We start from the raw sequence: 21,972 nt of genomic DNA on the forward strand, positions 1-21,972 counted from the left end.
GTACCTATGTGTTAAAGATAAAGAATGTGTCATGACCATAGGGAATAAATCGTAGATAACCAGATGATAGAGGAATTGCCCGATGATATAGCGAATGATGAATTGGATGATATAGAACCCATTGGTGATGAGGCGCAGCTCTACGAGCATTTTCGTGTAGTGGTAGACAAAGGGCAGGAGATGATGCGTGTGGACAAATATCTGTTCGACCGCCTGACGAATGCTTCGCGTAACCGTATACAAAAGGCTGCCGATGCAGGTTTTGTGATGGCAAATGGCAAGCCGGTGAAGAGTAGTTATAAGGTGAAGCCGCTGGATGTCATTACGGTGATGATGGATCGTCCGCGTTATGAAAACGAAGTAATTCCCGAAGATATTCCCCTTGACATTGTCTATGAAGACAAGTATCTGATGGTTGTCAACAAACCTGCCGGGCTGGTAGTGCATCCGGGACACGGCAATTATCACGGTACGCTTGTCAATGCCATTGCCTGGCACCTGAAAGACAATCCTGATTACGATGCGAATGATCCGCATGTCGGACTGGTACATCGTATCGATAAAGATACATCCGGCTTGTTGGTGGTTGCCAAAACACCTGATGCCAAGACACATCTCGGCCTTCAATTCTTCAATAAGACAACGAAGCGCAGATATAATGCCCTTGTCTGGGGTAATGTGGAGCAAGACGAGGGAACTGTTGTGGGCAACATCGGCCGCAATCCTAAAGACCGTATGCAGATGACCGTCCTGCCTGACGATCAGGGCAAGCATGCCGTGACACACTATCGGGTGCTGGAGCGTTTGGGATATGTTACTCTTGTGGAATGTATTCTTGAAACGGGACGTACCCACCAAATCCGTGTGCATATGAAGCACATCGGTCATATCCTTTTCAATGATGAACGCTACGGTGGACATGAAATCCTGAAGGGAACCCACTTTGCTAAATACAAACAATTTGTAAATAATTGCTTTGACACTTGTCCACGGCAGGCGTTGCATGCCATGACGCTGGGGTTTGTGCATCCCGTTACCGGCGAAGAGATGTACTTCACCTCGGAATTGCCTGATGATATGACCCGGCTGATCGATAAGTGGAGAAGTTATATCAGTAACAGAGAATTAGAATGAAACGCACAATCGCTATTGTATGTGGAGGGGATACCTCCGAATTTGAAGTTTCCCTGCGCAGTGCACAGGGCATCTACTCCTTCATCGACAAGGAGAAATACACATTGTATATTGTCGAGATGCACGGACTTGACTGGCATATCCAACTTCCTGACGGAACAAAGGCCATCGTTGACCGTAACGATTTCAGCTTCTGCCAGGATGGAAAGAAGGTGACTTTCGATTTTGCCTATATCACCATTCACGGTACTCCGGGTGAGGACGGACGTTTGCAAGGGTATTTCGATATGCTCCATATTCCGTATTCCTGTTGCGGTGTGCTTGCTGCTGCGCTTACTTATGATAAGTTTGCCTGCAACCAGTATCTCAAAACGTTTGGTGTACGTATTGCCGACTCTTTGCTGCTTCGCGCCGGGCAGAATGTCTCCGACGAAGATGTAATCGAGAAAATAGGTTTACCTTGTTTCATCAAGCCCAGTCTGGGTGGTTCCAGTTTCGGGGTGACAAAGGTGAAGACTAAAGAACAGATACAACCTGCCATTGACAAAGCTTTCAAAGAAGCCCAAGAGGTACTTGTTGAGGCTTTTATGGATGGAACCGAGATTACTTGCGGTTGTTATAAAACAAAAGAAAAGTCTGTCGTGTTTCCTATAACGGAAGTGGTGACGCACAACGAATATTTTGATTATAAGGCAAAGTACAATGGTGAATCGGATGAAATCACTCCGGCACGTATTTCTGATGCGTTGACCGACCGTGTTCAGAAACTGACTTCCGCCATTTATGATATTCTTGGAGCTTCCGGTATCATCCGCGTAGATTATATTGTCACCGAAGGCGAGAAAATCAATCTGCTCGAAGTGAATACTACTCCCGGCATGACTGCTACCAGCTTCATTCCTCAGCAGGTGCGTGCTGCAGGAATGGACATTAAAGATGTAATGACAGATATTATAGAAAACAAAATGAGAGATAAGGTATAGGTTATACCTCATACTTAATATTTAAAGTAACATGGAATTTGATGAAATCCGTCCTTATCATGATGAGGAGCTTCCTCAAATCTTTGAGGAACTGATTGCTGACCCGGCATTCCGGCAAGTAGTTGCTACCGTCGTTCCCGGTGTGCCCTTCGAGATGTTGGCGCAGAAAATGCGTACTTGTAAAACGAAGTTGGAGTTTCAAAAAGCTTTCTGTTACGATCTTCTGTGGAAACTGGCAAAGGAGGCTACGGATGGATTGACATTAGATCATTCGGCCTTGCCGGATAAGAAAGCGGCTTATACTTATATTTCCAATCATCGCGATATTATTCTTGACTCCGGTTTTCTGTCTATTTTGCTGGTAGATCAGGGAATGGATACGGTGGAGATAGCTATCGGAGATAATCTGCTTGTCTATCCGTGGATTAAGAAATTCGTGCGTGTCAACAAGTCTTTCATCGTTCAGCGTGCACTGACTATGAGACAGATGCTTGAGTCTTCGGCTCGCATGTCTCGTTATATGCACTACACCATCGGTGAGAAAAAACAATCTATCTGGATCGCGCAACGCGAAGGGCGTGCCAAGGACTCCAATGACCGTACGCAGGACAGCGTACTCAAAATGTTGGCTATGGGTGGAGAAGGAGATGTCGTGGACCGCCTGATGGAGCTTAATATCGCCCCGCTTGCCATTTCTTATGAATATGATCCTTGCGACTTCCTGAAGGCTCAGGAATTTCAGTTGAAGAGAGATAATCCCGCATATAAGAAGACTACTGCTGATGATTTGAGAAATATGCAGATCGGATTGTTCGGTTACAAGGGGCGCGTCCATTTTCAGACCGCGCCCTGTATCAACGATGAACTGTTACAGACAGATCGTTCTCTTCCGAAACAAGAACTGTTTGCCAGCCTGTCTGCCTTGATAGACAAGCGTATCCATGCCAATTATCGTATGTATCCTAATAACTATGTGGCTTATGATCTTCTTTCGGAAGACAATGCTTGCTCGGGACACTACACGGAAGAAGACAAGCAACGGTTTATCGCTTATCTCAACCAACAGCTGGAGCGTATTGATATCCCCGGTAAGGATGTCCCTTTCTTGCGCGAAAAGTTACTGTCGATGTATGCCAATCCTCTGAAGAACTATCTGATGGTAACGAACAAATCTGTGATGGAATAAAATTGAATGACAATTTAAAAAGAGAATATGATAAGAGGTAAGTATTATTGGTTACTTTTTACTTTGCTGGTTTCCTTGCTGACGTCTTGTGGAGATGACGATTACCACTATCCTTCTGTGAAATTGGAGTTCATGACTGCCTTCTCCGGTGAAGATGGTAGTTTGAAATCTGTCCTGACTGATGAAGGAGAACAATATCCGGTGTTGGAGAATGCGTCGAAGTTAACTATCGATCCCAACTCTTTTGTGCGCATAGTTAGTAACTATGAACCGGTAAAAACTGTAGAGGGAGTTGCCGGAGTAAAGCTATATGCTGTTCTGGGAACGATTTCTCCTTTTCCGCTTCCTGCTGAGAAGTTTGAGAATGGCATAAAGACCGACCCGGTAGAGTTACAGAGTATTTGGATGGGGATTGATTATCTGAATCTTTTATTGGGTATCAAGGCGCAAGATGGTAAGCATCTGCTTCATTTTGTAGAAGATGAAGTGGTAAAAGAGGAGTCGACCGGTCTGGTTACCGTACATCTGACACTTTATCATGATGCCACAGATGATGTTCTTGCCTATACCAAACGTGCTTATGTTTCCGTCCCATTGTGGCAATATGCCGAAGAGTGGGTAAGGAAGGTAACGGTTACTATGGATATAAAGATCTATTCGGGTGAAACAAAAACGTATCAATTCGATTATATACCTAAAAACTAAAAGTGTAATCTGATGAAAATAATTCTTGCAGGCATTTGCCTTTTCTTCTCAACCTTTTTCTCTTGTCAGCAAAGAGGAGGCGACTTCAAGACTGTTACGGTTGATGAGTTTGCAGGATTGATAGCCAATCCTGAAGTGCAGCGTCTGGATGTGCGTACCGTTGCCGAATATTCTGAAGAGCACATTCCCGGCAGCATCAACATTAATGTGCTGGATGAGCAGTTTGCAGCCGTAGCCGACTCAACGCTTCAGAAGGATAAGCCTGTCGCTCTTTACTGCCGGAGTGGTAAGCGTAGCAAGAAGGCGGCTGATATCCTGAGCAAGAGAGGTTATACAGTCTATGACCTTGGTTCCGGATTTAATGGATGGAAAGCGGCTGAAAAAGAAACCGAGAAATGATCTATCCATTATTCCGATGCTCTTTTATGTACTCTGAGGGTAGCATCCCCATGAACTTTTTAAAGCTATTGCTGAGATAGGAGGGCGAACTAAAGCCAGTCATGTAACTAATCTCAGCAATAGAATATTTCTCCTCAAGAAGCAGTTTGCATACCTTGTTGAAGCGGATACGGCGGATAAAGTTTGCCGGTGGCTCTCCTGCAATGGAGTTCATCTTGATATAAAGATTAGAGCGGCTCATGCATAGCTGATTAGCTAAATCATCGGTAGAGAAGTTGTCGTTGCTGATATTCTCTTCGATGATTTGTATAGTTCTCCTGACGAACTCATTGTCGGCGGAATTGGAAGTGACTTCGGCTGTATCTACATTGACATTGTTTTGATAGAAGTGGATAATCCGTTCTTTTGATTTTAGGATATTGTTGATTTTCCCTTTCAGCAATGTCATTGAGAAAGGCTTTCCTATATAGTCGTCTGCACCAAGTTCGATACCGGATGTCTGATCGTCGAGGCTGCTCTTGGCAGATAAGAGAATGACCGGGATATGGCAGGTCTGCAAGTTACGCTTAATCATTTCGCATAATTTCAAACCATTAATTTCCGGCATCATTACATCGGAAAGCACAATATCGACTTCTTGGTTTTTCATAATCTCTATTGCTATCTTACCGTTATTGGCAATGATTACTTGATACTGGTTGATAAGGGCATTCTTGAGATATTTCAGCATTTCTTGATTATCGTCTACCAATAGGATAACCGGTTTCTCTTCTTTATCATTTATATCCGTTTCTGCTTTACTATTCTCATTCTTTTCTTCTTCCGGTGTCTCCGCATCAAATTCCGGTTCAAGTTCTTTCATCTGTTGCAGTAACCTGTTCTCATCGTATGTCGTTTGGCTTATCAATTCGGGTTTAGAGAACGAATGGATATCATTAGGTAGAGAGAGGTTGAATTCAGTGAACTGGTTTACTTTGCTTTCTACTTCAATTTTACCGCGATGTTTGTCTACAAGGCATTTCACAAGAGATAATCCGATACCTGTTCCTTGATGGTGCTCATCTGTCTGATAGAAGCGCTCAAAGATTTTTCCAAGTTTCTCTTGAGATATTCCTTTACCGTTATCTCTGACACTTATTACATAATTATTTTTTTCTTCACGGAGGGCAACTGTTATTTGCCCATTATCGGGAGTGAATTTAAAAGCATTGGACAACAGATTGATCAGAATGGTTTCAATATAACCTTTATCGGCGGGCAGAAGCTTATGATTAAGAGTCGAACTGAATTGGTAATCTATTTTTCTTTTCAGTGCTTTACCTTTAAACATGGAGAATATCTTCATACACCAATCTTCTATGTCACAAAGTTCCACTTGAAGAGGCAATGCGCCGGCTTCCGCTTTACGGAAGTCTAATAACTGATTGATAATATGGAGTAACCGGTGGCTGTTCTGATAAATGAATTTTAATTTCGATTGTGTCTTTGAACTTAAAAAACAATCCTGTTCAATCAGCTCTTCCAGTGGAGTGATAATCAGGCTTAATGGGGTACGTAGCTCATGAGACATATTCATATAGAATTTCACTTTCTCTTGGTTTATTTCTTCATTCTTGCAGTATTCGTAATGTTCCATCTGCATTCTCATCCTCATCTTGGCACGAGCTATGAAAAAGTAAACAATAAAGGCTGCTAACCCTAAGAAACATAATGTGAAAACAGTCTTGGCTATCCAGGTTTGATACCACATGGGTGTGATGTGTACCAAGAATTCTGTTGGGGTATCACACCATTTCCCGTTATTATTACAAGCCTTTACCTTAAAGATGTATTTTCCGGGGGAAAGATTAGAATAACTCACGTTTCGATCGGAGGTATAATTCCATCCCTTGTCGAAACCTTCCAACTGGTAAGCAAATTCATTCCGTTTACCACTGAGGTAGTTTGAAACCGTATATTGAATATTGAATTGGCGCAGGCTAAATGGAAAACTGATGCTTTTGAGATTACCTTTCGCATCTCTGCTTACTTGGGAAGTCTTATCCGATGTATAGGTGACCGGTTGGTTGAGAATAGAAATACCTGTAATCTCAGGTTGGGGAGCAAAAGGATTTTCTGTAAAACGGAAAGGTTCGAAATAGGTAATACCATCTAAACCACCGAAGTAGAGAATGTTATTACTCCCTTTGCAATAACCGTATTGATTAAATTCGTTATGGCTCAAACCATCTTCCTGTTTATAGTTATGAAATTTGCCGGTTTGTATGTCAAAGCAAGAGAGCCCTTTATTGGTACTGAGCCACAAGCGATTCATGTTATCTTCCAGAAGCCCGTATATACAATTGTTAGGAAGTCCGTCTTCAATGGTGTATCGCCGTTGGAATATACCTTCGGAGGAATACTGGTATAACCCGTTGGTAGAAGCTACCCATATATTTTTATGGATGTCTTCCTCTACACAATAGGCGATGATATAAGATGAAAGGTCATTGGATAATTGGTCGGTTATCGGTGTTACTTTTTGTTTGTCGCTGTAGAGGAATAGCCCTTTTTCTGTAGCTATCCATACTCTGTTACGCGAATCGCGGAACAGGTTGTTTATCAATACACCGGATAGTCCCGGGTTTTCCTTGGTCAAAGGGTGCTGCCGGAACTGTTTGGTACTTTTGTCAAAAAGTATTAATCCGGTCATTGCACCTACCCAGATATGATCCTGATTGTCCAATAAGACGTAGCAACTGTTATCCTCCGCTTCCATGTGTGGAATTTTAAAGTTTTCTACTTGTCCGGTCTTTACATGGATGTAGCTTAGTCCCCCGGAATGTGTTCCTACATATATATTCCCTGTTTCTTCGGGAAGTATGGCTTTGATATTGTTTGATCTTAATCCTTTTTCTGAGGATTGATAAGATTTAAATGTCTTGTCTTTACGATTATAATAATTAATTCCGCCATCGTTGGTGCCGATCCATAAATTTCCTGTGCTGGGCTCCTCTACGATACAACTGATAATGTGGTCATTCAAAGACTTTGATACCGTGGAACGCTTGAGGGTATTAAATGCCGGAGCAAGGGGATGATAATAGTTGAGTCCACCATAGAATGTACCTACCCATACTCCTTTTTGATTATCTATGAAAAGAGAACGCACAGAGTTATTGCTGAGAGAATATTTTTTGCCATAAACGGCCTGATATCTTTCGAACGTTTCTAAGGTAGGGTCAAAAATAAATAGAGCTTCCGTACTGCCAATCCATATCTTTCCATCTGTATACTGTTTGAGTACTCGTATCGTATTTGCGGGGGTGCATAAAAATTGTTCATCCAACCGGTAATTCCTGATAATCTGTAACTGGTTGTCAACATGATAAATTCCTTTCTTAAGAGAACCGATCCAGAGATGCCGTGACTGGCTGTCATAGATAATACTGGCTATTGCTATATCTTTTAATTCGGGGAGTATTTGCCGTACGTTTTGATTATCTATGGAATAGACAAATACTCCTTGTGAAGTTCCTAAATATAATTCATTGTCCACTTTGCACATGGAGCTGATTGCTAAATGACCAAGCGAAGGATTTATGACTATCTTTTTATTGCTTTTATCAAAAGTGATGAGCCCGTTATCGGTTGCTAAAAACAAGATATCTTTTTGAGGCATGTCTATAATAGCAAATACCTGTATGGGAGTGTCGCGTAGTGAATAGTTGGTGAAATTGTTGGTTCTGACATTATAACGCGACAGACCTACCAAAGTTCCTATCCATATGTTTCCCTCGGCGTCTGTGCATAAAGAGCGGATATGATTGTTTGCGATGGATAAACTATCATCCGGGGTATGATAGTAGGTTGTGAATGAGTAACCATCATATCGGTTTAATCCGTCTCCGGTACCTATCCACATTTTACCGCTTTTATCTTGCATGATACACCAAATCGTATTTTGTGATAACCCTTCATCTACAGATAAAGTTTTAAAAAGAGTTGGTTTGTTGTCCGCAGACAGTTTTAAACTATATATAAATATAGTTATGAGAAACCAGATGATCGGGGAACATAAAATGTGCTTTTCGTGTCGCATATAGTATAAAGGTTTGTTGTGAGGAATACTCAATAATAGGAAACAAAATTAATAACTTATTCTGTAATAACTAAAGTTGTTTAATGGAAAATAATGAATGAATACTTTGTAATGCCCTCTATGACAATGTGAGAAAGGTATATGAACGAATTCACAATAAAATTGTATAAAAGTAACATTGCAATAAATGAACATGACGCTTTGGTAAGAGCTTCTGAAACCCTTATTTTCTCTATTTCACTATTTTTGTTCTATCCGAAAAAGGTATTAATTTAATGTGAAGTGATAATGAAAAAGATTAAAAGAGTATTGCTGGCAACTACGGCTGTGTTAAGCTTGGCGGCTTGTCAGGAAGCAAAGAAAACAGATTGGATTACTCATGCACTGGATGTTTCGGCATACCAGTTGGAGAGTGTTGCTCAGGAATTGACAGACACAAATCTGCTGCCGCGTTCTTCATGGACATACCATGATGACGGGTTTCTGGTTGAACAGTTAGGCCATATGGTGGTGAAGTCGGATGATCCTTTGGAAGTTTATTCTGTAAGAGATTTGCAGGGACAGAGACGTGAATGTCCGATAAGCGATTGGACTTCGGGCTTTTTCCCCGGTAGCCTTTGGTATGCGTATGAATTGACCGGTAACGAAGAATTAAAAAAACAGGCTGTCCGATACACCAATATGCTCTATCCTATTCGTGTGCTGGAAGGTACGCACGATTTGGGATTTATGATTAATTGCAGTTATGGCAATGCTTTGCGGCTGGCTCATAATGATACGATTTCTTCTGTTATTGTTGAAACTGCCGATGCTTTATGCAAACGTTTTGATCCGAATATCGGTTGTATTCGCTCTTGGGATTTTGGAACTTGGAACTATCCTGTTATTATTGATAATATGATGAACCTGGAGATACTGTTCAATGCCAGTAAGATGACAGGTAATAACAAATATTATGATGTTGCGGTGGCACATGCCAAGACTACCATGCAGCACCATTTCCGTCCTGATTATACTTGTTATCATGTGGTTAGCTATAATGATGACGGAACAGTAGAAAAACGGGAAACCCATCAGGGAAAGAATGATAACTCGGCCTGGTCACGTGGACAGGGATGGGCTGTTTATGGTTATGCTTCTTGTTATCGTGAAACAAAAGATACTGTATTTTTGAACCAAGCTATCCGTGTGGCGGACATGATAATGGCGCGTGTACAAACCAATGACAGCATTCCTTACTGGGACTATGATGCGCCCGCAAAAGTTGATACACCCCGTGATGCCTCTGCGGCTTGTATTACGGCTTCTGCCTTTATGGAACTCAGCACATTCGTTCCTGACGGACAGAAATACTTCAACTATGCCGAAACCCTTCTGAGAAACTTGTCCGCTCCCGGTTATCTGGCGAAGAAGGGGGAGAACTGGGGATTTATTCTGATGCATTCTACAGGTTCCTTACCCCACAATTCGGAAGTTGACACCCCTATTAACTATGCCGATTATTATTATCTGGAAGCAATGAAAAGGTATCTGGATATAAAAAAACAAGTGGGTCGGCTTTTATAGCGGCACTCACTTGTTTTATAAATTGTTTCAGTACTATCGTTGCCGAGATTTCCCTATTCGCAGTGTCCGGGGCATACAGTGCCCGGACCTGTATCGGGTTACGGAGAAGTCGGTAAAGAAAGCGAGAAATTGTTTACGTCCTTATTTCTCTGCTTTTATCCCTATTATATAGTAATGCGGAACATGTTTCAGAATTTTTGCATTCATTTCCGGATCAATTTCTTTCTCTCCGCAGAAACGGATGATTTTGTATTTTTCATCTACCCAAGCCGAGGCATATAGTACAAGGGGTATTTCTAAGCTTTCTTTTATTTCTGTCGCATTGAATTTGAAGGGGCGAGGACGATAAAAGTAAGTGCTGAAATTTTCTGTCTTAAGCTGTTGGAGTGGAACTCTTTTATTGGCAATCAGTACTTCCGGAATATTTATTGTGAAAGCTGCTACCGAATCGTTCTGTTTTCTAAGATAGATGGATATTTCTTTTATATTTTCCCATTCGTTTTTTCCTTCAGGGATTTGTTTGATTTTTCTGAATTCTTTTTGATGTTCTTCAGGAATTTCAGAAAGCGATTTTATATTGTTTCCTAGATTGTTGTTGTAAATACGTTTGGGTTCTTTGTTTGGACTGTATTCATCGATATAGGCGGTAAATTTATATTTTTCATTTAAGAATTCTTTCAGGTCAAAGTGATATATATAGACATCCATTGCCTCCAATACATTAAATAAGTCCGAAGTCTGAGGCTCTGTACGTATTACTTGGGGATTGGGTTGTGCTTGTACTCTGTAAATGGATAGCAGACAGATTGCTGCTGTTAGTAGAATGTTTTTCATATATATAAGTAGGATACTCAAATTAAGATAGATCTACCGTTTCGTTTTGATTTCTGAGATATGATAAATAAATCTATCTTAATTTGAGAATGTTTTTTGAATTGGTTTTCTATATTCCTTCAATCAGACGTTTCAGTACCACCGTTGCCGAGATCTCCCTATTCGCTGCTTCCGGTATGACGATTGATTGAGGACTTTCTATCACATCGTCCGTCACAATCATATTGCGGCGTACCGGCAGGCAATGCATAAAGTAGGCATTGTTGGTCACGGCCATCTGGCGTTCGCCTACTGTCCACTCACGGTCTTTGCTCAAAATCTGACCATAGTTGTCTCCCGTATAAGCCGCCCAGTTCTTGGCGTAAATAAAGTCGGCACCCTCAAATGCCTTCATCTGGTTGTATTCTACACGGGCATTCCCTACGAACTTCGGATCGAGTTCATAACCCTCAGGATGTGTAATCACGAAATCATAATCTGCAGCATTCATCCACTCGGCAAACGAATTCGGAACAGCCTGTGGCAATGGACGCGGATGCGGGGCCCAACTCATAACGACTTTCGGGCGGGCAGTCTTCTTGTATTCCTCAATGGTAATGAGGTCTGCAAAACTTTGCAACGGATGGCGTGTAGCAGCCTCCATAGAGAATACCGGACGGCCGGAATATTGGATGAACTGATTTAGAATTACTTCATTATAATCATATTCTTTATTTTCGAAGCGTGCAAATGAACGGACACCTATTACGTCGCAATAGCACCCCATCACCGGAATAGCTTCCAGCAAATGTTCCGGTTTGTCACCGTCCATGATGACACCACGTTCTGTTTCCAGTTTCCAGGCACCCTGGTTGATGTCGAGTACTATTACATTCATGCCCAAATTGAGGGCGGCTTTCTGTGTGCTGAGGCGGGTACGCAGACTGGAGTTAAAGAATATCATCATCAACGTTTTGTTACGTCCCAGTTCCACATATTTGAAACGGTTTTTCTTTATTTCGAATGCTTCATCCAGTGCAGCTTTCAGGTTACCTATATCCTGCACACATGTAAATTTCTTCATACCTTTTATATTTACGATTTAACGATTTACGATTGGGATTACTTCATTAAATTATCAATAATCCATTCTCAATTCTTTCTTATTTTAATTTTCTCTTATCTGTCCTTCGCCTTCAATAATCCACTTATACGTCGTAATTTCTTCCAGCGCCATCGGGCCGCGCGCATGCAGCTTTTGTGTGCTGATGCCAATCTCAGCGCCCAATCCAAATTGAGCGCCGTCCGTAAAGGAAGTTGGGGCATTGACATATACACATGCCGCATCCACTTCCCGGCAGAATAGGGTAGAATGTTCTTTATTCTCGGTCACAATACATTCGCTGTGTTTGGAACCGTATTTCTGTATATGTATTATGGCTTCTTGAATGTCGTTTACTACTTTTATAGCCATCTTATAGTCCAGAAATTCACGGCCGAAGTCTTCTCCATCAGCCGGTCTCAGTAAATGTTCAGGATATTTCCCCTCCTTTAATGTTTTATATGCAGAAGCATCGGCATACAGTATAACGTTGTGGCCGATCAGCAATTTGCAAAGTTCCGGAAGTTCTTCAATCCGTTCTGCATCAACCAGCAGGCAGTCCAGCGCATTGCATACACTGACACGGCGTGTCTTTGCGTTGTTAATGATAGCTGCCCCTTTTGCGGCATCTCCATAACGGTCGAAATAAGTATGGCAAACGCCTGCTCCGGTTTCTATAACGGGAATGGTGGCATTCTGACGTACAAAATTAATAAGGTTACTGCTGCCACGCGGAATGATCAGGTCTACATATCCATTGGCATGTAGCAGTTCCGCAGTCGCTTCACGGTCGGTTGGAAGCAGCTCGACGATGTGTGGGTCTATATCGAAACTTTCGAGTACTTCGTGTATCACGCTGACGATGGCGCGATTAGAACAGTCGGCATCACTTCCACCTTTCAAGATGCAGGCATTGCCGCTTTTCAAACAGAGGGAGAATACATCGAAACTGACGTTGGGACGTGCCTCATAAATGATACCGATAACACCGAAAGGTACGCTTATCCTTTTTATCTTTAGTCCGTTGGGAAGTCGGTTCTCTTTCAGGATACGTCCCAGCGGCGAGGGTAGAGTGGCTACATTGCGTGTATCTGCTGCAATACCTTGTAAGCGTGCTCCGGTCAACTTCAGACGGTCATATTTCGGATTGGCCGGATCCATTCGTTCCAGATCTTTCCGGTTTTCGGCAAGGATAAAGTCCACCTTTTTCTCGGCGGCATCTGCAACAGCCAATAATATCCGGTTTATTTCTTTGTCGCTCAGTGCCAGTAGTTTACGGCTTGCTTCTTGTGCGGCGACAAATGTACTGTTTAAGTCCATCTCTTTGTGGTTTATAAATAGATTATTTCGCAAATGTAATGATTAAATCGATAATAATCACTTCATTTCTTTGAAATGTCTGATACTGAAATGAGGGTATTGAACTTATTCTATATAAAGATAATCGTAGTGCACTACCGGTTTCTTGCCATGCTTACCCATTGCTTCGCGTGCTTGGAAAGAGTCACAGTTGGCTTTTCCCACACCTATCGGGTTACCTTTAAAGTCGATGATACGTACGATATCGTCTTTCTCAAATTCCCCTTTCACTTCAACAATGCCTATAGGAAGAATACTGACCGCTTTGTCGGATGCGAGAACTTGTGAAGCGCACTCGTTGATGTGTAGCTCCCCCTTGGCAAATCCGCTGCTGTGTGCAATCCACTTTTTCACGCTGGATACAGGTTCGGGTGAGGGGATGAAACGTGTGTAATTCAATGCTTCATTCTTTATTTTTAATTTCTCGTTCTCGAGGACATCTATAAGGATATTATCACGCTTTCCGTTAGCAATGATGACAGTGATACCCTCATCAGCCACTTTGCGGGCGATATTCGTTTTTGTCAACATGCCACCGCGACCGAAACTGGATTTGCTGGTCTGGATATACGAGGAAAGGTCTTTACCTTGTCCTATCTCCCGGATCACCTCTGAAGACGGGTCGGCAGGCGAGCCATTGTATATACCGTCGATGTTGCTAAGAATAATCAATATCTGGGCATCCATCATGGAAGCTATCAAACCGGAAAGCTCATCATTGTCGGTAAACATCAGTTCGCTGACTGAAATAGTGTCGTTTTCATTCACGATGGGGATGACGCCGTTTTCCAGCATCACGGTCATGCAATTCTTTTGGTTGAGATAGTGCCTGCGGGTACCGAAGCTCTCTTTCATGGTGAGTACTTGCCCCACGGCTATGCCATGTTCACGGAATAGTTCGTAATAGCGGTTGATAAGTTTGGCTTGTCCCACGGCAGAAAAAAGCTGTCGTTGGTCCACACTGTCCAGCTTTTTGGCGGGATGCACTTCACTGCGTCCCGAGGCGACAGCTCCGGAGGAAACGAGTATAATTTCCACGCCTGTTTTGTGTAGTTCGGCTATTTGGTCTACAAGTGCGGACATGCGTGTAACGTCCAATGTACCATCACGGCGTGTCAATACATTGCTGCCTACCTTGACAGCAATTCTCGTCAGTTGTTGTTCCATATTTGTGTAATGCCCTTATCGGGCGGTTTTAATCTCCGTTTTCGTTCTTTTCGTATTCACGAACCACCTCCATGGCAGCTTCGTAATCTTCTTCCCTGACAAGGACAGCTATGTCTATGGCAGTTTCTGGCAATACAACATTTACTACCATGCTATCTTTCATCATGGCATCAATGTTGTTACTTCCGAGCATTGTCTTTACGAGTTCGGCTTTCCACGGTGAACCTTTGAATACTTCAACGAGCCTGCTTTTATCTTCTTCTTTCATGATAGTATGAATTTAGAGGTTTTTGTATCACAAATATAACACTTTGTTTTGAATTCGCTATTTTATTCTTACAGAATTTGGATAGTTTGATGACTGGCCCTTATCCTTATAGTAAACGTCCATATCTCCTATATGTTCACATGATGGATGTTGGAAGAGAATTGTTTCCACTTACTGGGAACGCGCGTTTCTCTTGGCGGGAACGGACATAGTCTCAAAAGAGTATTAAATACAATTTCTTTATCGGACTTGTACTATTTATTGATTATGGAACGCAAGAATTACGCTTCCAATGAAATCCGTTGTACCGTCACTTCTTCGTTGAGGAATGTAGAGGCAGATTCTATGAATTTTTCTTCTGCTTCTGTGGTATAGTAGATGCAAGTCCCACCTTTAGTACATTGGGTGTCTATTTCGGGATGACGGTGGAAATAGTCTTTCAGACTTTCTGCTACTAATTCACCCTGAGTTACGGTAGTGATGTGAACTGGCATATACTTCTTTATTTTGGGCAATAGAAGGGGGTAGTGTGTACAACCGAGGATGACGGTGTCTATCTCTTTATCTTTGGCGAGAAGCTCATCGATGTATTTACGGATAAAGTAGTCCGTTCCGTCTCCTTGCGCTTCGTTGTTCTCTACGAGTGGTACCCATAGCGGACAGGCTTCCCCGGTTACACGGATATCGGGAAAGAGTTTGTGTACTTCCAAAGGATAGGACTCTGATTTGATGGTACCTGCCGTGGCAAGCACACCTACGTGGCGGCTGCGGGTGATGCCGTCAATACTCTCTACCGTGGGGCGTATAACACCCAGTACACGACGAGCAGGATCCAGATGCGGCAGGTCGTTTATTTGTATACTACGCAGGGCTTTGGCGGATGCCGTGTTGCAGGCAAGAATGACGAGATGGCAACCCATCTCAAACAGTTTGGTGACCGCTTCCAACGTAAACTCGTAGACAATCTCGAACGAACGTGTTCCGTAAGGGGTACGGGCGTTGTCTCCCAAATACATATAGTCATATTCGGGCAATGCCTCCCGTATCTTACTCAGGATGGTAAGCCCGCCGTATCCGGAGTCGAATACGCCGATGGGGCCGGGGATAGAGGGTAATTCTTGTTTCATACTTTTCAACCATTAAGTATCCTTGCAAAGATAGTGTAATTTGGAATAATAAAAATAGAAAGGCGCAGGCAAATCTGCCTGCGCCTTTCTATTTTTTTATCTATCGGGGACTGATTACTTGATACCCAACTGTGTCTTTACTTTAGCTGTCACGTCTACACTTTGTGTACCTACGAAAGGTATCGGAGTACGTGCCAGATCGAAAATATAAATAACACCTTCAGCCTTACCTACAGCTTGAATGGCTTCATCTAATTTCTTATAAATAGGAGCCATTGCATCTTGCTGCGCTTTTTGCATGCTTTGGTAAGCTTCTTGCTGGAATTGTTCCTGGCGTTGTGCCATATCTTGCAATTCTTTCTGGCGTCTTTCTGCTATGTTTTTGGGCAGAGAGTCTGCTTCTGCCAGAAATTCCTGGTACTTCTTATTGAATTCTTCTTGAGTGCGTTGCATCTCCTGCTGATACTTTTGAGACATAGCTTCCAAGTCAGCTTGAGCTTTGGTATATTCAGGCATAGTAACGATAACTTCCTGAGAATTCATGTGGCCAAATTTATTTTGCGCCATTACTCCCAACGGGAGTACGAACAAAACTACGAATAGTGCGATTTTTTTTAGCATAATGTTTATTATTTATTTGAATGAGTTATTAGTTACGTGGCAAATGTATGAAATTAATTTGAATATCCTAATTTAGAAAGCACTTCATTGCTGATGTCGATACTTGGAGAAGCAAAAATAATGCTTGTGGCAGATGCACGATCTATGACCGCAGCATATCCTTTTTGGGTGGCAATTTCTTTTACTGTTTCGTATATGTCATCTTGAATGGGTTGCATCAAAGCTTCACGTTTCTTGTATAATTCACCTTCCGGGCCGAAGTATTTACGCTTCAATTCGGCGGTAGATTTCTCTTTGGCAATGATTTCTTCCTCTTTCTTTGACTTTTGTGCTTCGGAAAGAGTTTTGGCAGTCGACTGATAATTTTCATACATTGTCTTTGCTTCTTGCACAGACTTTTCTACTTCAGCTTGCCATTGTTTGGTAGCTTGGCTCAATTGGTTGTTGGCAGTTTGGTAGGCAGGAATGTTTTTCAAGATATATTCCATGTCAATCAGGGCAAACTTCTGCGCATTAGCTGTCATACCTACGGCAAACAACAGAAACATAAATAAAATACTCTTTCTCATAACGTCTGGTTTTAGTTAAACAAATTAGAATTCTTGTCCTAAGATGAAGTGGAACTGGCTTCCACCATATTGCTTAGAACCAAATACTTTGTCGAAACCGTAAGCCCAGTCAATACCCATCATACCGATCATAGGGAGGAAGATACGGACACCGACACCGGCAGAACGTTTCAAGTCGAATGGGTTGAACTTGTTTACATCTTGCCAAGCGTTACCGGCTTCAACAAAACCTAACGCATAAATACTGGTACTTGTTTCCAGCATAAGCGGATATCTTAATTCTAATCCGAGACGGGTATAAGCATAGCCTTCATATCCGTACGGGGTCAAAGAGCTGTTTTCATAACCACGAAGAGCAACACTTTCTGTTGCGTAGCTGGAATAACCGGTCATACCGTCACCACCTACGTCGAAGGTCTCGAACGGAGACTTCTTATATTTGTTGTAGTGTCCCAGCAAACCGAATTCTACACGTCCCATTATTACTGGAGTACGTTTGGTAGACACCGGATCCATCAACGGGATATATACTTTGGATTTGAATTTCCACTTGTGATATTCAATCCATTTGTGCATCTTGTTCATATCGTCCTGGTTACTGGTACTGTACTTGCTGTAGTCTGTACCGTCAAACAATGAGTAAGGAGGTGTCAACTGTACAGAAAGTGAGAATTCGGAACCGGAAGTCGGGTAGATCGGGTTACCGATAGAGCTACGGGATAAGGTTAAATTCAGACTCAGGTTATTGCATTTACCGTTGGTTACAGGGAAGTATTGCCAATCGCTTAGGATGTAACGTTGATAAGACAATTCGGCAGTGAATTGGAAGTAATCATCCGGCCACTTCAAACGCTTACCGAACATTACAGCCAATCCCCACATCTGGATAGACTTATCGGGGTCGTAATAGTTTTCATAGCTGTTGTAGTTGCCATAATTGTACATTCCGTAACCATACATGCCGCTATAATAACTATTATAGTAGTTGTTCATATAGGCGGAATTGTAATAACGACTACTGATATCTGTCTGGCGTGAATAGAACGCCGATACGGAGAAGGCATTCGGACGCTTGCCGCCAAACCACGGATCATAGAATGAAACGCTGTACGACTGATAGTATTTGGCGTTGGTCTGCCCGCTAATAGTCAATGTCTGACCATCGCCTTGCGGTAGGATACCACGGTAGTTCTCACCGGGGTGCAATAGGTTGGCTACAGAGAAGTTGGTAAACTTCAAACTCAATTTACCAATAATACCTGTCTGTCCCCAACCGGCAGAGAATTCCACCTGGTCATTGGCCTTGGATACAAGATCGTAGCCTATATCAACTGTACCATCTTCCGGTTTCGGCTGGATGTCCGGTTTGATTTGTTCAGGGTCGAAGTGTCCCATTTGCTGTATTTCACGCATAGAACGCATCAAGTCTTCACGGCTGAACAGCTGTCCAGGACGAGTACGGAGTTCACGACGAACCACATTTTCATATAAACGGTCGTTACCATTGATGCTGATTTTGTTGATGGTGGCCTGGCGACCTTCGTAGATACGCATTTCCAAGTCGATGGAGTCACCCACGATATTTACTTCTACCGGTTCGAGTGAGTAGAACAGATAACCGTTGTTGTAATAAAGGTTACCGATAGCATCTTCATCTGTAGAAGTACGTTCTTCCAATAATTTCTGGTTGTAAACGTCCCCTTTCTTCATGCGTAGCAGGAAGTTCAACTGTTCGGAAGGATAGAGAGTGTTACCTACCCACGTTACGTTACGGAGGTAATATTTCTGTCCTTCATCAATTTTCATGTAGATATCTATCGTGCGGTCATCGTAAGACTTGATACTGTCTTCCACAATCAAAGCATCACGATAACCCAATTCGTTATATTTGTCAATAATCAGTTGCTTGTCGGCATCATAGTTTTCCTCTACGAATTTCTTGGTACGGAATAAATTGAGTAACTTACCCTTTTCGTTCGTCTTCTTCATTACACGTTTCAGCTTCTTGGTAGTGATGGCTTCGTTACCTTCAATCGTAATTTTATGTACTTTTACTTTCTCCTTTTTGTCGATATCAATGTCTACAAGAACCTGATTATCGTTGTTGGGATCATCTTTCTGGGTAATGATAATGTCTGCGTTCTTGAAACCTTTATCGTCGAAATAACGTTTGATTAAGGTTTTGGCACGGTCAATCAAGTTAGGGGTGATTTGGTTACCTTTTATCAAACCTACTCTGGCTTCCAAATCTTCACGTTCGGACTTTTTCACACCGTGATAACGGATGTCGGAAACGCGAGGACGCATAGTCAGATGAATAGTCAACCAGATTTTATCTCCTTCAATCTTGTCAGCCGTGATTTGAACGTCAGAGAACAAACCATGACGCCAATAACGTTTACAAGCCTGAGTAATTTCATCACCCGGTACTGTGATAGTCTGTCCTTTGGACAGTCCGGATAGTCCGATAATCACATAATCTTCATAGTTCTTGGCTCCGTCGACCTTTATATCTGCGATTTCATACTTCTTAGGCGTTCCTGAATAGAGAATAACCGGTTTTTCGGATTCATCAGTATTGCTTGTGTTTTGTGCCATGCTGGGCAGTGCACAGCAGAAGAGGCAGATAAATGTTACGAGTATGGAGAAAATACGATAATGCATTTATGTTTATGATTAATATGTTTAGAATTTAACTGATTTGTTCACTGGTTTTGCCGAATCTACGCTCACGTTTCTGATAATCACAAATGGCTTTCCGGAGTTCTTCTTCGTGGAAGTCCGGCCAATAGGTGTCGCAGAAATATAGCTCTGAATAGGCACATTGCCAAAGCAGATAATTACTTAGGCGAATTTCCCCGCCGGTACGGATCAATAAGTCCGGGTCGGGCATGAAATTTGTAGTAAGATGTTGTGAAACCAGTTTGCTGTCAATCTGTTCCGGTTTCAGCTCTCCTTTCTGCACCAATGTTGCAATTTGCCGTACTGCTTCTGTTATTTCCCAACGAGAGGAGTAACTAAGTGCCAGTATCAGACACATCCCCGTGTTTACGGATGTATGCTCTATGCAAGTTTGTAACCTTTTTTGTACATTGGCCGGCAATTTGTCTATGTCGCCGATTATCCGGAAACTGATATTGTTCTTCATAAACGTTTCTTCTTCAATGGAATCGAAAAGAAGCGCCATCAATGCTGCTACTTCTTCGGATGGGCGATTCCAATTCTCGGTAGAGAACGTATATAAAGTCAGATATTTAATTCCCAATTTGGCTGCTTCTTCAGCAATGATATGCACAGTTTCAGCACCGGCTTGATGTCCATAGCTGCGTTCGTGTCCACGTTGCTTTGCCCATCGTCCGTTGCCATCCATGATAATCGCCACATGTTGGGGAATCCGGCTTAAATCGATTTGTTCTGTATCTAACATCTTTTTATACTTACACTTCTGTATGAGTGTTATTTGTTACTTCCACATTATTATATATATGAAGTAATAAAATAATTTATTGTATATCGAAGCCTAATCTATTGAGACGGCCACGCCAAACAGCATTCGCCTTTAAATCACCGCCAAATATTACCCAAATATAATTTTGGTTGTCTATAGTTATAGAATAGGGGGACGTTATCTTTTCGAAATCTTCCGGTAATAAAAATTTCTTTTCTGTCTTATACCAGGCGATACCGGTAATAGAAGAATAAATAGCATCAAGCTTATTAACTTCTTTACTACCAAAAATATAGAACTTACCGCCATAATACATACCTGCAGGATTAGGCATTACCGGACAATAGGCATCGTAAGATGTTGATGACATGTCTGCCCAACCATCCCCTTCCATATGGAACCATGGAATCGTTAACTTGGCACTTGCGCTTGGGGTTCCTACTACCATGACTTGCGGCATGCTATTGGATGTACTAAATTGTGCGGCGTATATATTCTTTCTTGGGAAATCTTGAGGTACCTCAGTCAATATAATCTCGTCTTTATCATTTCTGTTCCAGGTCTCACCGTCGTTGCTGGTACAGAAATATCCCTCCGACGTTATACCGGTGAGTGTGCCCGTAAGACTGGCGATTAATGCTTCGATATTATTTCCTAAAGCTGTTACTTCTGCCCATGTTTCTCCGTCGATAGACTGATATACTTTCTTGCCTTCAGTAACTATATAAAGAATTTGACTGACCTCATTTGTCAGGCTGTTTACCTTTTTCTTGAAATTAACCACAGACTCCGGATCGGCATCCGATGGATAATCGATAAGGTTTACGGGTTGCCATCCGTATCTGCCTGCTTCGGTGGAGGTTTTATATGCTTGGTTAGTGTTAGTATATACCCATAAGTCATTATTCAGGATAACGGCTCTTTGTTTACCCGTAATCTTGTTTTCAGAATATACCTCCATTTCTTTCCATACCAATGAATCAGGGTCTTGATTATGTCGGTTGATTTGAACTGTATATTCACGGTATGTACCGTCCGGTGCATGTACCTTGAACTTCATTCCTTCTTGTTTGTTTACGATAGGAGCGAAGTCTACAGAGTCTTTTGTATAATCAAAGATAGTATCGTTGATACCGGCTGTGACCCATCCGCTGACGGTAAACGTATCAATCAGTATGTGATTGATGATAGTGTCAGCTCCTATGGGTAAAGAATCGCGGTTATAAATCACTCTTCTAAGCTGATCTATCGTGAATGTGTAATGTTTGCCATATATGGTGTCAAGACCAAAAGCATGTACGGTTGCATCAGAGCTTAATTCGTATGAAGAATCGTCAGAGTCAAGGCATGAGCTTATTGCAAGCGATACAAACAGGAAACTTACGATTACAGATAAAAACTTTATTCTCATTTGAAAGTTAGTGTTTATTTACAAGTTGCAAAA

The 21,972-nt window shown here is 42.1% G+C and carries 18 protein-coding genes; 6 read left to right on the forward strand and 12 right to left on the reverse strand.

What is annotated here, in order from left to right; genetic code table 11:
- The first annotated feature begins 63 nt into the window (after positions 1-63).
- From C1A09_RS03440 to C1A09_RS03460, 5 genes are read left to right on the forward strand one after another with little or no spacing between them, the layout of a single operon-like run.
- Positions 64-1,134 (forward strand): RluA family pseudouridine synthase, encoded by a 1,071-nt coding sequence (locus C1A09_RS03440; RefSeq protein WP_101542309.1) that lies wholly within the window; start codon positions 64-66, stop codon positions 1,132-1,134.
- Positions 1,131-2,117, forward strand: a complete 987-nt coding sequence (locus tag C1A09_RS03445; protein WP_101542310.1) for a D-alanine--D-alanine ligase — start codon at positions 1,131-1,133, stop codon at positions 2,115-2,117. The genes C1A09_RS03440 and C1A09_RS03445 overlap by 4 nt, the downstream gene beginning before the upstream one ends.
- 31 nt (positions 2,118-2,148) lie before the next feature.
- Entirely contained in the window at positions 2,149-3,303 is a 1,155-nt protein-coding gene (locus tag C1A09_RS03450; protein ID WP_101542311.1) for a 1-acyl-sn-glycerol-3-phosphate acyltransferase, read from the forward strand.
- A 27-nt stretch (positions 3,304-3,330) separates the two neighbouring features.
- The gene (locus C1A09_RS03455) at positions 3,331-4,008 is read left to right on the forward strand and encodes a NigD1/NigD2 family lipoprotein (RefSeq protein WP_101542312.1); all 678 of its coding nucleotides are present in this window, start codon (positions 3,331-3,333) and stop codon (positions 4,006-4,008) included.
- Positions 4,009-4,020: 12 nt separating this feature from the next.
- Complete coding sequence (locus C1A09_RS03460) at positions 4,021-4,407, forward strand: rhodanese-like domain-containing protein (protein ID WP_101542313.1); 387 nt, start codon at positions 4,021-4,023, stop codon at positions 4,405-4,407.
- A 1-nt stretch (position 4,408) separates the two neighbouring features.
- On the opposite strand, the gene C1A09_RS03465 is transcribed toward C1A09_RS03460, so the two are convergent.
- Positions 4,409-8,488, reverse strand: coding sequence for a hybrid sensor histidine kinase/response regulator transcription factor (locus C1A09_RS03465; RefSeq protein ID WP_101542314.1), 4,080 nt, complete (start codon positions 8,486-8,488; stop codon positions 4,409-4,411).
- Positions 8,489-8,776: 288 nt separating this feature from the next.
- Between C1A09_RS03465 and C1A09_RS03470 the strand changes: the two genes are divergently transcribed.
- On the forward strand, positions 8,777-10,054 hold the full coding sequence (locus tag C1A09_RS03470) for a glycoside hydrolase family 88 protein (RefSeq protein WP_101542453.1): 1,278 nt from the start codon (positions 8,777-8,779) through the stop codon (positions 10,052-10,054).
- Between the two features lie 141 nt (positions 10,055-10,195).
- On the opposite strand, the gene C1A09_RS03475 is transcribed toward C1A09_RS03470, so the two are convergent.
- The 11 genes from C1A09_RS03475 to C1A09_RS03525 form a co-directional block, all read right to left on the reverse strand.
- A complete protein-coding gene (locus tag C1A09_RS03475; RefSeq protein ID WP_101542315.1) occupies positions 10,196-10,888 on the reverse strand; it encodes a DUF5041 domain-containing protein in 693 nt (230 codons plus the stop codon).
- A 109-nt stretch (positions 10,889-10,997) separates the two neighbouring features.
- Positions 10,998-11,951, reverse strand: a complete 954-nt coding sequence (locus C1A09_RS03480) for a Rossmann-fold NAD(P)-binding domain-containing protein (protein WP_101542316.1) — start codon at positions 11,949-11,951, stop codon at positions 10,998-11,000.
- Positions 11,952-12,035: 84 nt separating this feature from the next.
- Positions 12,036-13,289: a glutamate-5-semialdehyde dehydrogenase gene (locus C1A09_RS03485; protein WP_101542317.1), complete on the reverse strand. Its 1,254-nt coding sequence runs from the start codon at positions 13,287-13,289 to the stop codon at positions 12,036-12,038.
- A gap of 105 nt (positions 13,290-13,394) precedes the next feature.
- On the reverse strand, positions 13,395-14,495 hold the full coding sequence (gene proB, locus C1A09_RS03490; RefSeq protein WP_101542318.1) for a glutamate 5-kinase: 1,101 nt from the start codon (positions 14,493-14,495) through the stop codon (positions 13,395-13,397).
- 28 nt (positions 14,496-14,523) lie between these two features.
- Entirely contained in the window at positions 14,524-14,763 is a 240-nt protein-coding gene (locus C1A09_RS03495) for a DUF2007-related protein (protein ID WP_101542319.1), read from the reverse strand.
- 281 nt (positions 14,764-15,044) lie between these two features.
- A complete protein-coding gene (murI, locus tag C1A09_RS03500) occupies positions 15,045-15,890 on the reverse strand; it encodes a glutamate racemase (protein WP_101542320.1) in 846 nt (281 codons plus the stop codon).
- Positions 15,891-16,004: 114 nt separating this feature from the next.
- Positions 16,005-16,511, reverse strand: coding sequence for an OmpH/Skp family outer membrane protein (locus C1A09_RS03505; protein ID WP_101542321.1), 507 nt, complete (start codon positions 16,509-16,511; stop codon positions 16,005-16,007).
- 53 nt (positions 16,512-16,564) lie between these two features.
- On the reverse strand, positions 16,565-17,080 hold the full coding sequence (locus tag C1A09_RS03510) for an OmpH/Skp family outer membrane protein (protein ID WP_101542322.1): 516 nt from the start codon (positions 17,078-17,080) through the stop codon (positions 16,565-16,567).
- Positions 17,081-17,104: 24 nt separating this feature from the next.
- Positions 17,105-19,744 carry an outer membrane protein assembly factor BamA gene (bamA, locus tag C1A09_RS03515; RefSeq protein ID WP_101542323.1) on the reverse strand — a complete coding sequence of 880 codons (2,640 nt, stop codon included), beginning with the start codon at positions 19,742-19,744 and terminating at the stop codon, positions 17,105-17,107.
- Positions 19,745-19,772: 28 nt separating this feature from the next.
- Entirely contained in the window at positions 19,773-20,507 is a 735-nt protein-coding gene (locus tag C1A09_RS03520; RefSeq protein ID WP_101542324.1) for an isoprenyl transferase, read from the reverse strand.
- A 76-nt stretch (positions 20,508-20,583) separates the two neighbouring features.
- Positions 20,584-21,939, reverse strand: a complete 1,356-nt coding sequence (locus C1A09_RS03525; RefSeq protein ID WP_101542325.1) for a DUF6242 domain-containing protein — start codon at positions 21,937-21,939, stop codon at positions 20,584-20,586.
- Positions 21,940-21,972: the final 33 nt, after the last annotated feature.

Source organism: Bacteroides cutis (assembly GCF_900241005.1).
GTDB classification, from domain to species: domain Bacteria; phylum Bacteroidota; class Bacteroidia; order Bacteroidales; family Bacteroidaceae; genus Bacteroides; species Bacteroides cutis.

Bases quoted from the DNA above. Each gene is read 5' to 3' on its own strand.
- C1A09_RS03440 (WP_101542309.1), top strand. From the start codon at position 64: ATGATAGAGGAATTGCCCGATGATATAGCGAATGATGAATTGGATGAT.
- C1A09_RS03445 (WP_101542310.1), top strand. From the start codon at position 1,131: ATGAAACGCACAATCGCTATTGTATGTGGAGGGGATACCTCCGAATTT.
- C1A09_RS03450 (WP_101542311.1), top strand. From the start codon at position 2,149: ATGGAATTTGATGAAATCCGTCCTTATCATGATGAGGAGCTTCCTCAA.
- C1A09_RS03455 (WP_101542312.1), top strand. From the start codon at position 3,331: ATGATAAGAGGTAAGTATTATTGGTTACTTTTTACTTTGCTGGTTTCC.
- C1A09_RS03460 (WP_101542313.1), top strand. From the start codon at position 4,021: ATGAAAATAATTCTTGCAGGCATTTGCCTTTTCTTCTCAACCTTTTTC.
- C1A09_RS03465 (WP_101542314.1), bottom strand. From the start codon at position 8,488: ATGCGACACGAAAAGCACATTTTATGTTCCCCGATCATCTGGTTTCTC.
- C1A09_RS03470 (WP_101542453.1), top strand. From the start codon at position 8,777: ATGAAAAAGATTAAAAGAGTATTGCTGGCAACTACGGCTGTGTTAAGC.
- C1A09_RS03475 (WP_101542315.1), bottom strand. From the start codon at position 10,888: ATGAAAAACATTCTACTAACAGCAGCAATCTGTCTGCTATCCATTTAC.
- C1A09_RS03480 (WP_101542316.1), bottom strand. From the start codon at position 11,951: ATGAAGAAATTTACATGTGTGCAGGATATAGGTAACCTGAAAGCTGCA.
- C1A09_RS03485 (WP_101542317.1), bottom strand. From the start codon at position 13,289: ATGGACTTAAACAGTACATTTGTCGCCGCACAAGAAGCAAGCCGTAAA.
- proB (WP_101542318.1), bottom strand. From the start codon at position 14,495: ATGGAACAACAACTGACGAGAATTGCTGTCAAGGTAGGCAGCAATGTA.
- C1A09_RS03495 (WP_101542319.1), bottom strand. From the start codon at position 14,763: ATGAAAGAAGAAGATAAAAGCAGGCTCGTTGAAGTATTCAAAGGTTCA.
- murI (WP_101542320.1), bottom strand. From the start codon at position 15,890: ATGAAACAAGAATTACCCTCTATCCCCGGCCCCATCGGCGTATTCGAC.
- C1A09_RS03505 (WP_101542321.1), bottom strand. From the start codon at position 16,511: ATGCTAAAAAAAATCGCACTATTCGTAGTTTTGTTCGTACTCCCGTTG.
- C1A09_RS03510 (WP_101542322.1), bottom strand. From the start codon at position 17,080: ATGAGAAAGAGTATTTTATTTATGTTTCTGTTGTTTGCCGTAGGTATG.
- bamA (WP_101542323.1), bottom strand. From the start codon at position 19,744: ATGCATTATCGTATTTTCTCCATACTCGTAACATTTATCTGCCTCTTC.
- C1A09_RS03520 (WP_101542324.1), bottom strand. From the start codon at position 20,507: ATGTTAGATACAGAACAAATCGATTTAAGCCGGATTCCCCAACATGTG.
- C1A09_RS03525 (WP_101542325.1), bottom strand. From the start codon at position 21,939: ATGAGAATAAAGTTTTTATCTGTAATCGTAAGTTTCCTGTTTGTATCG.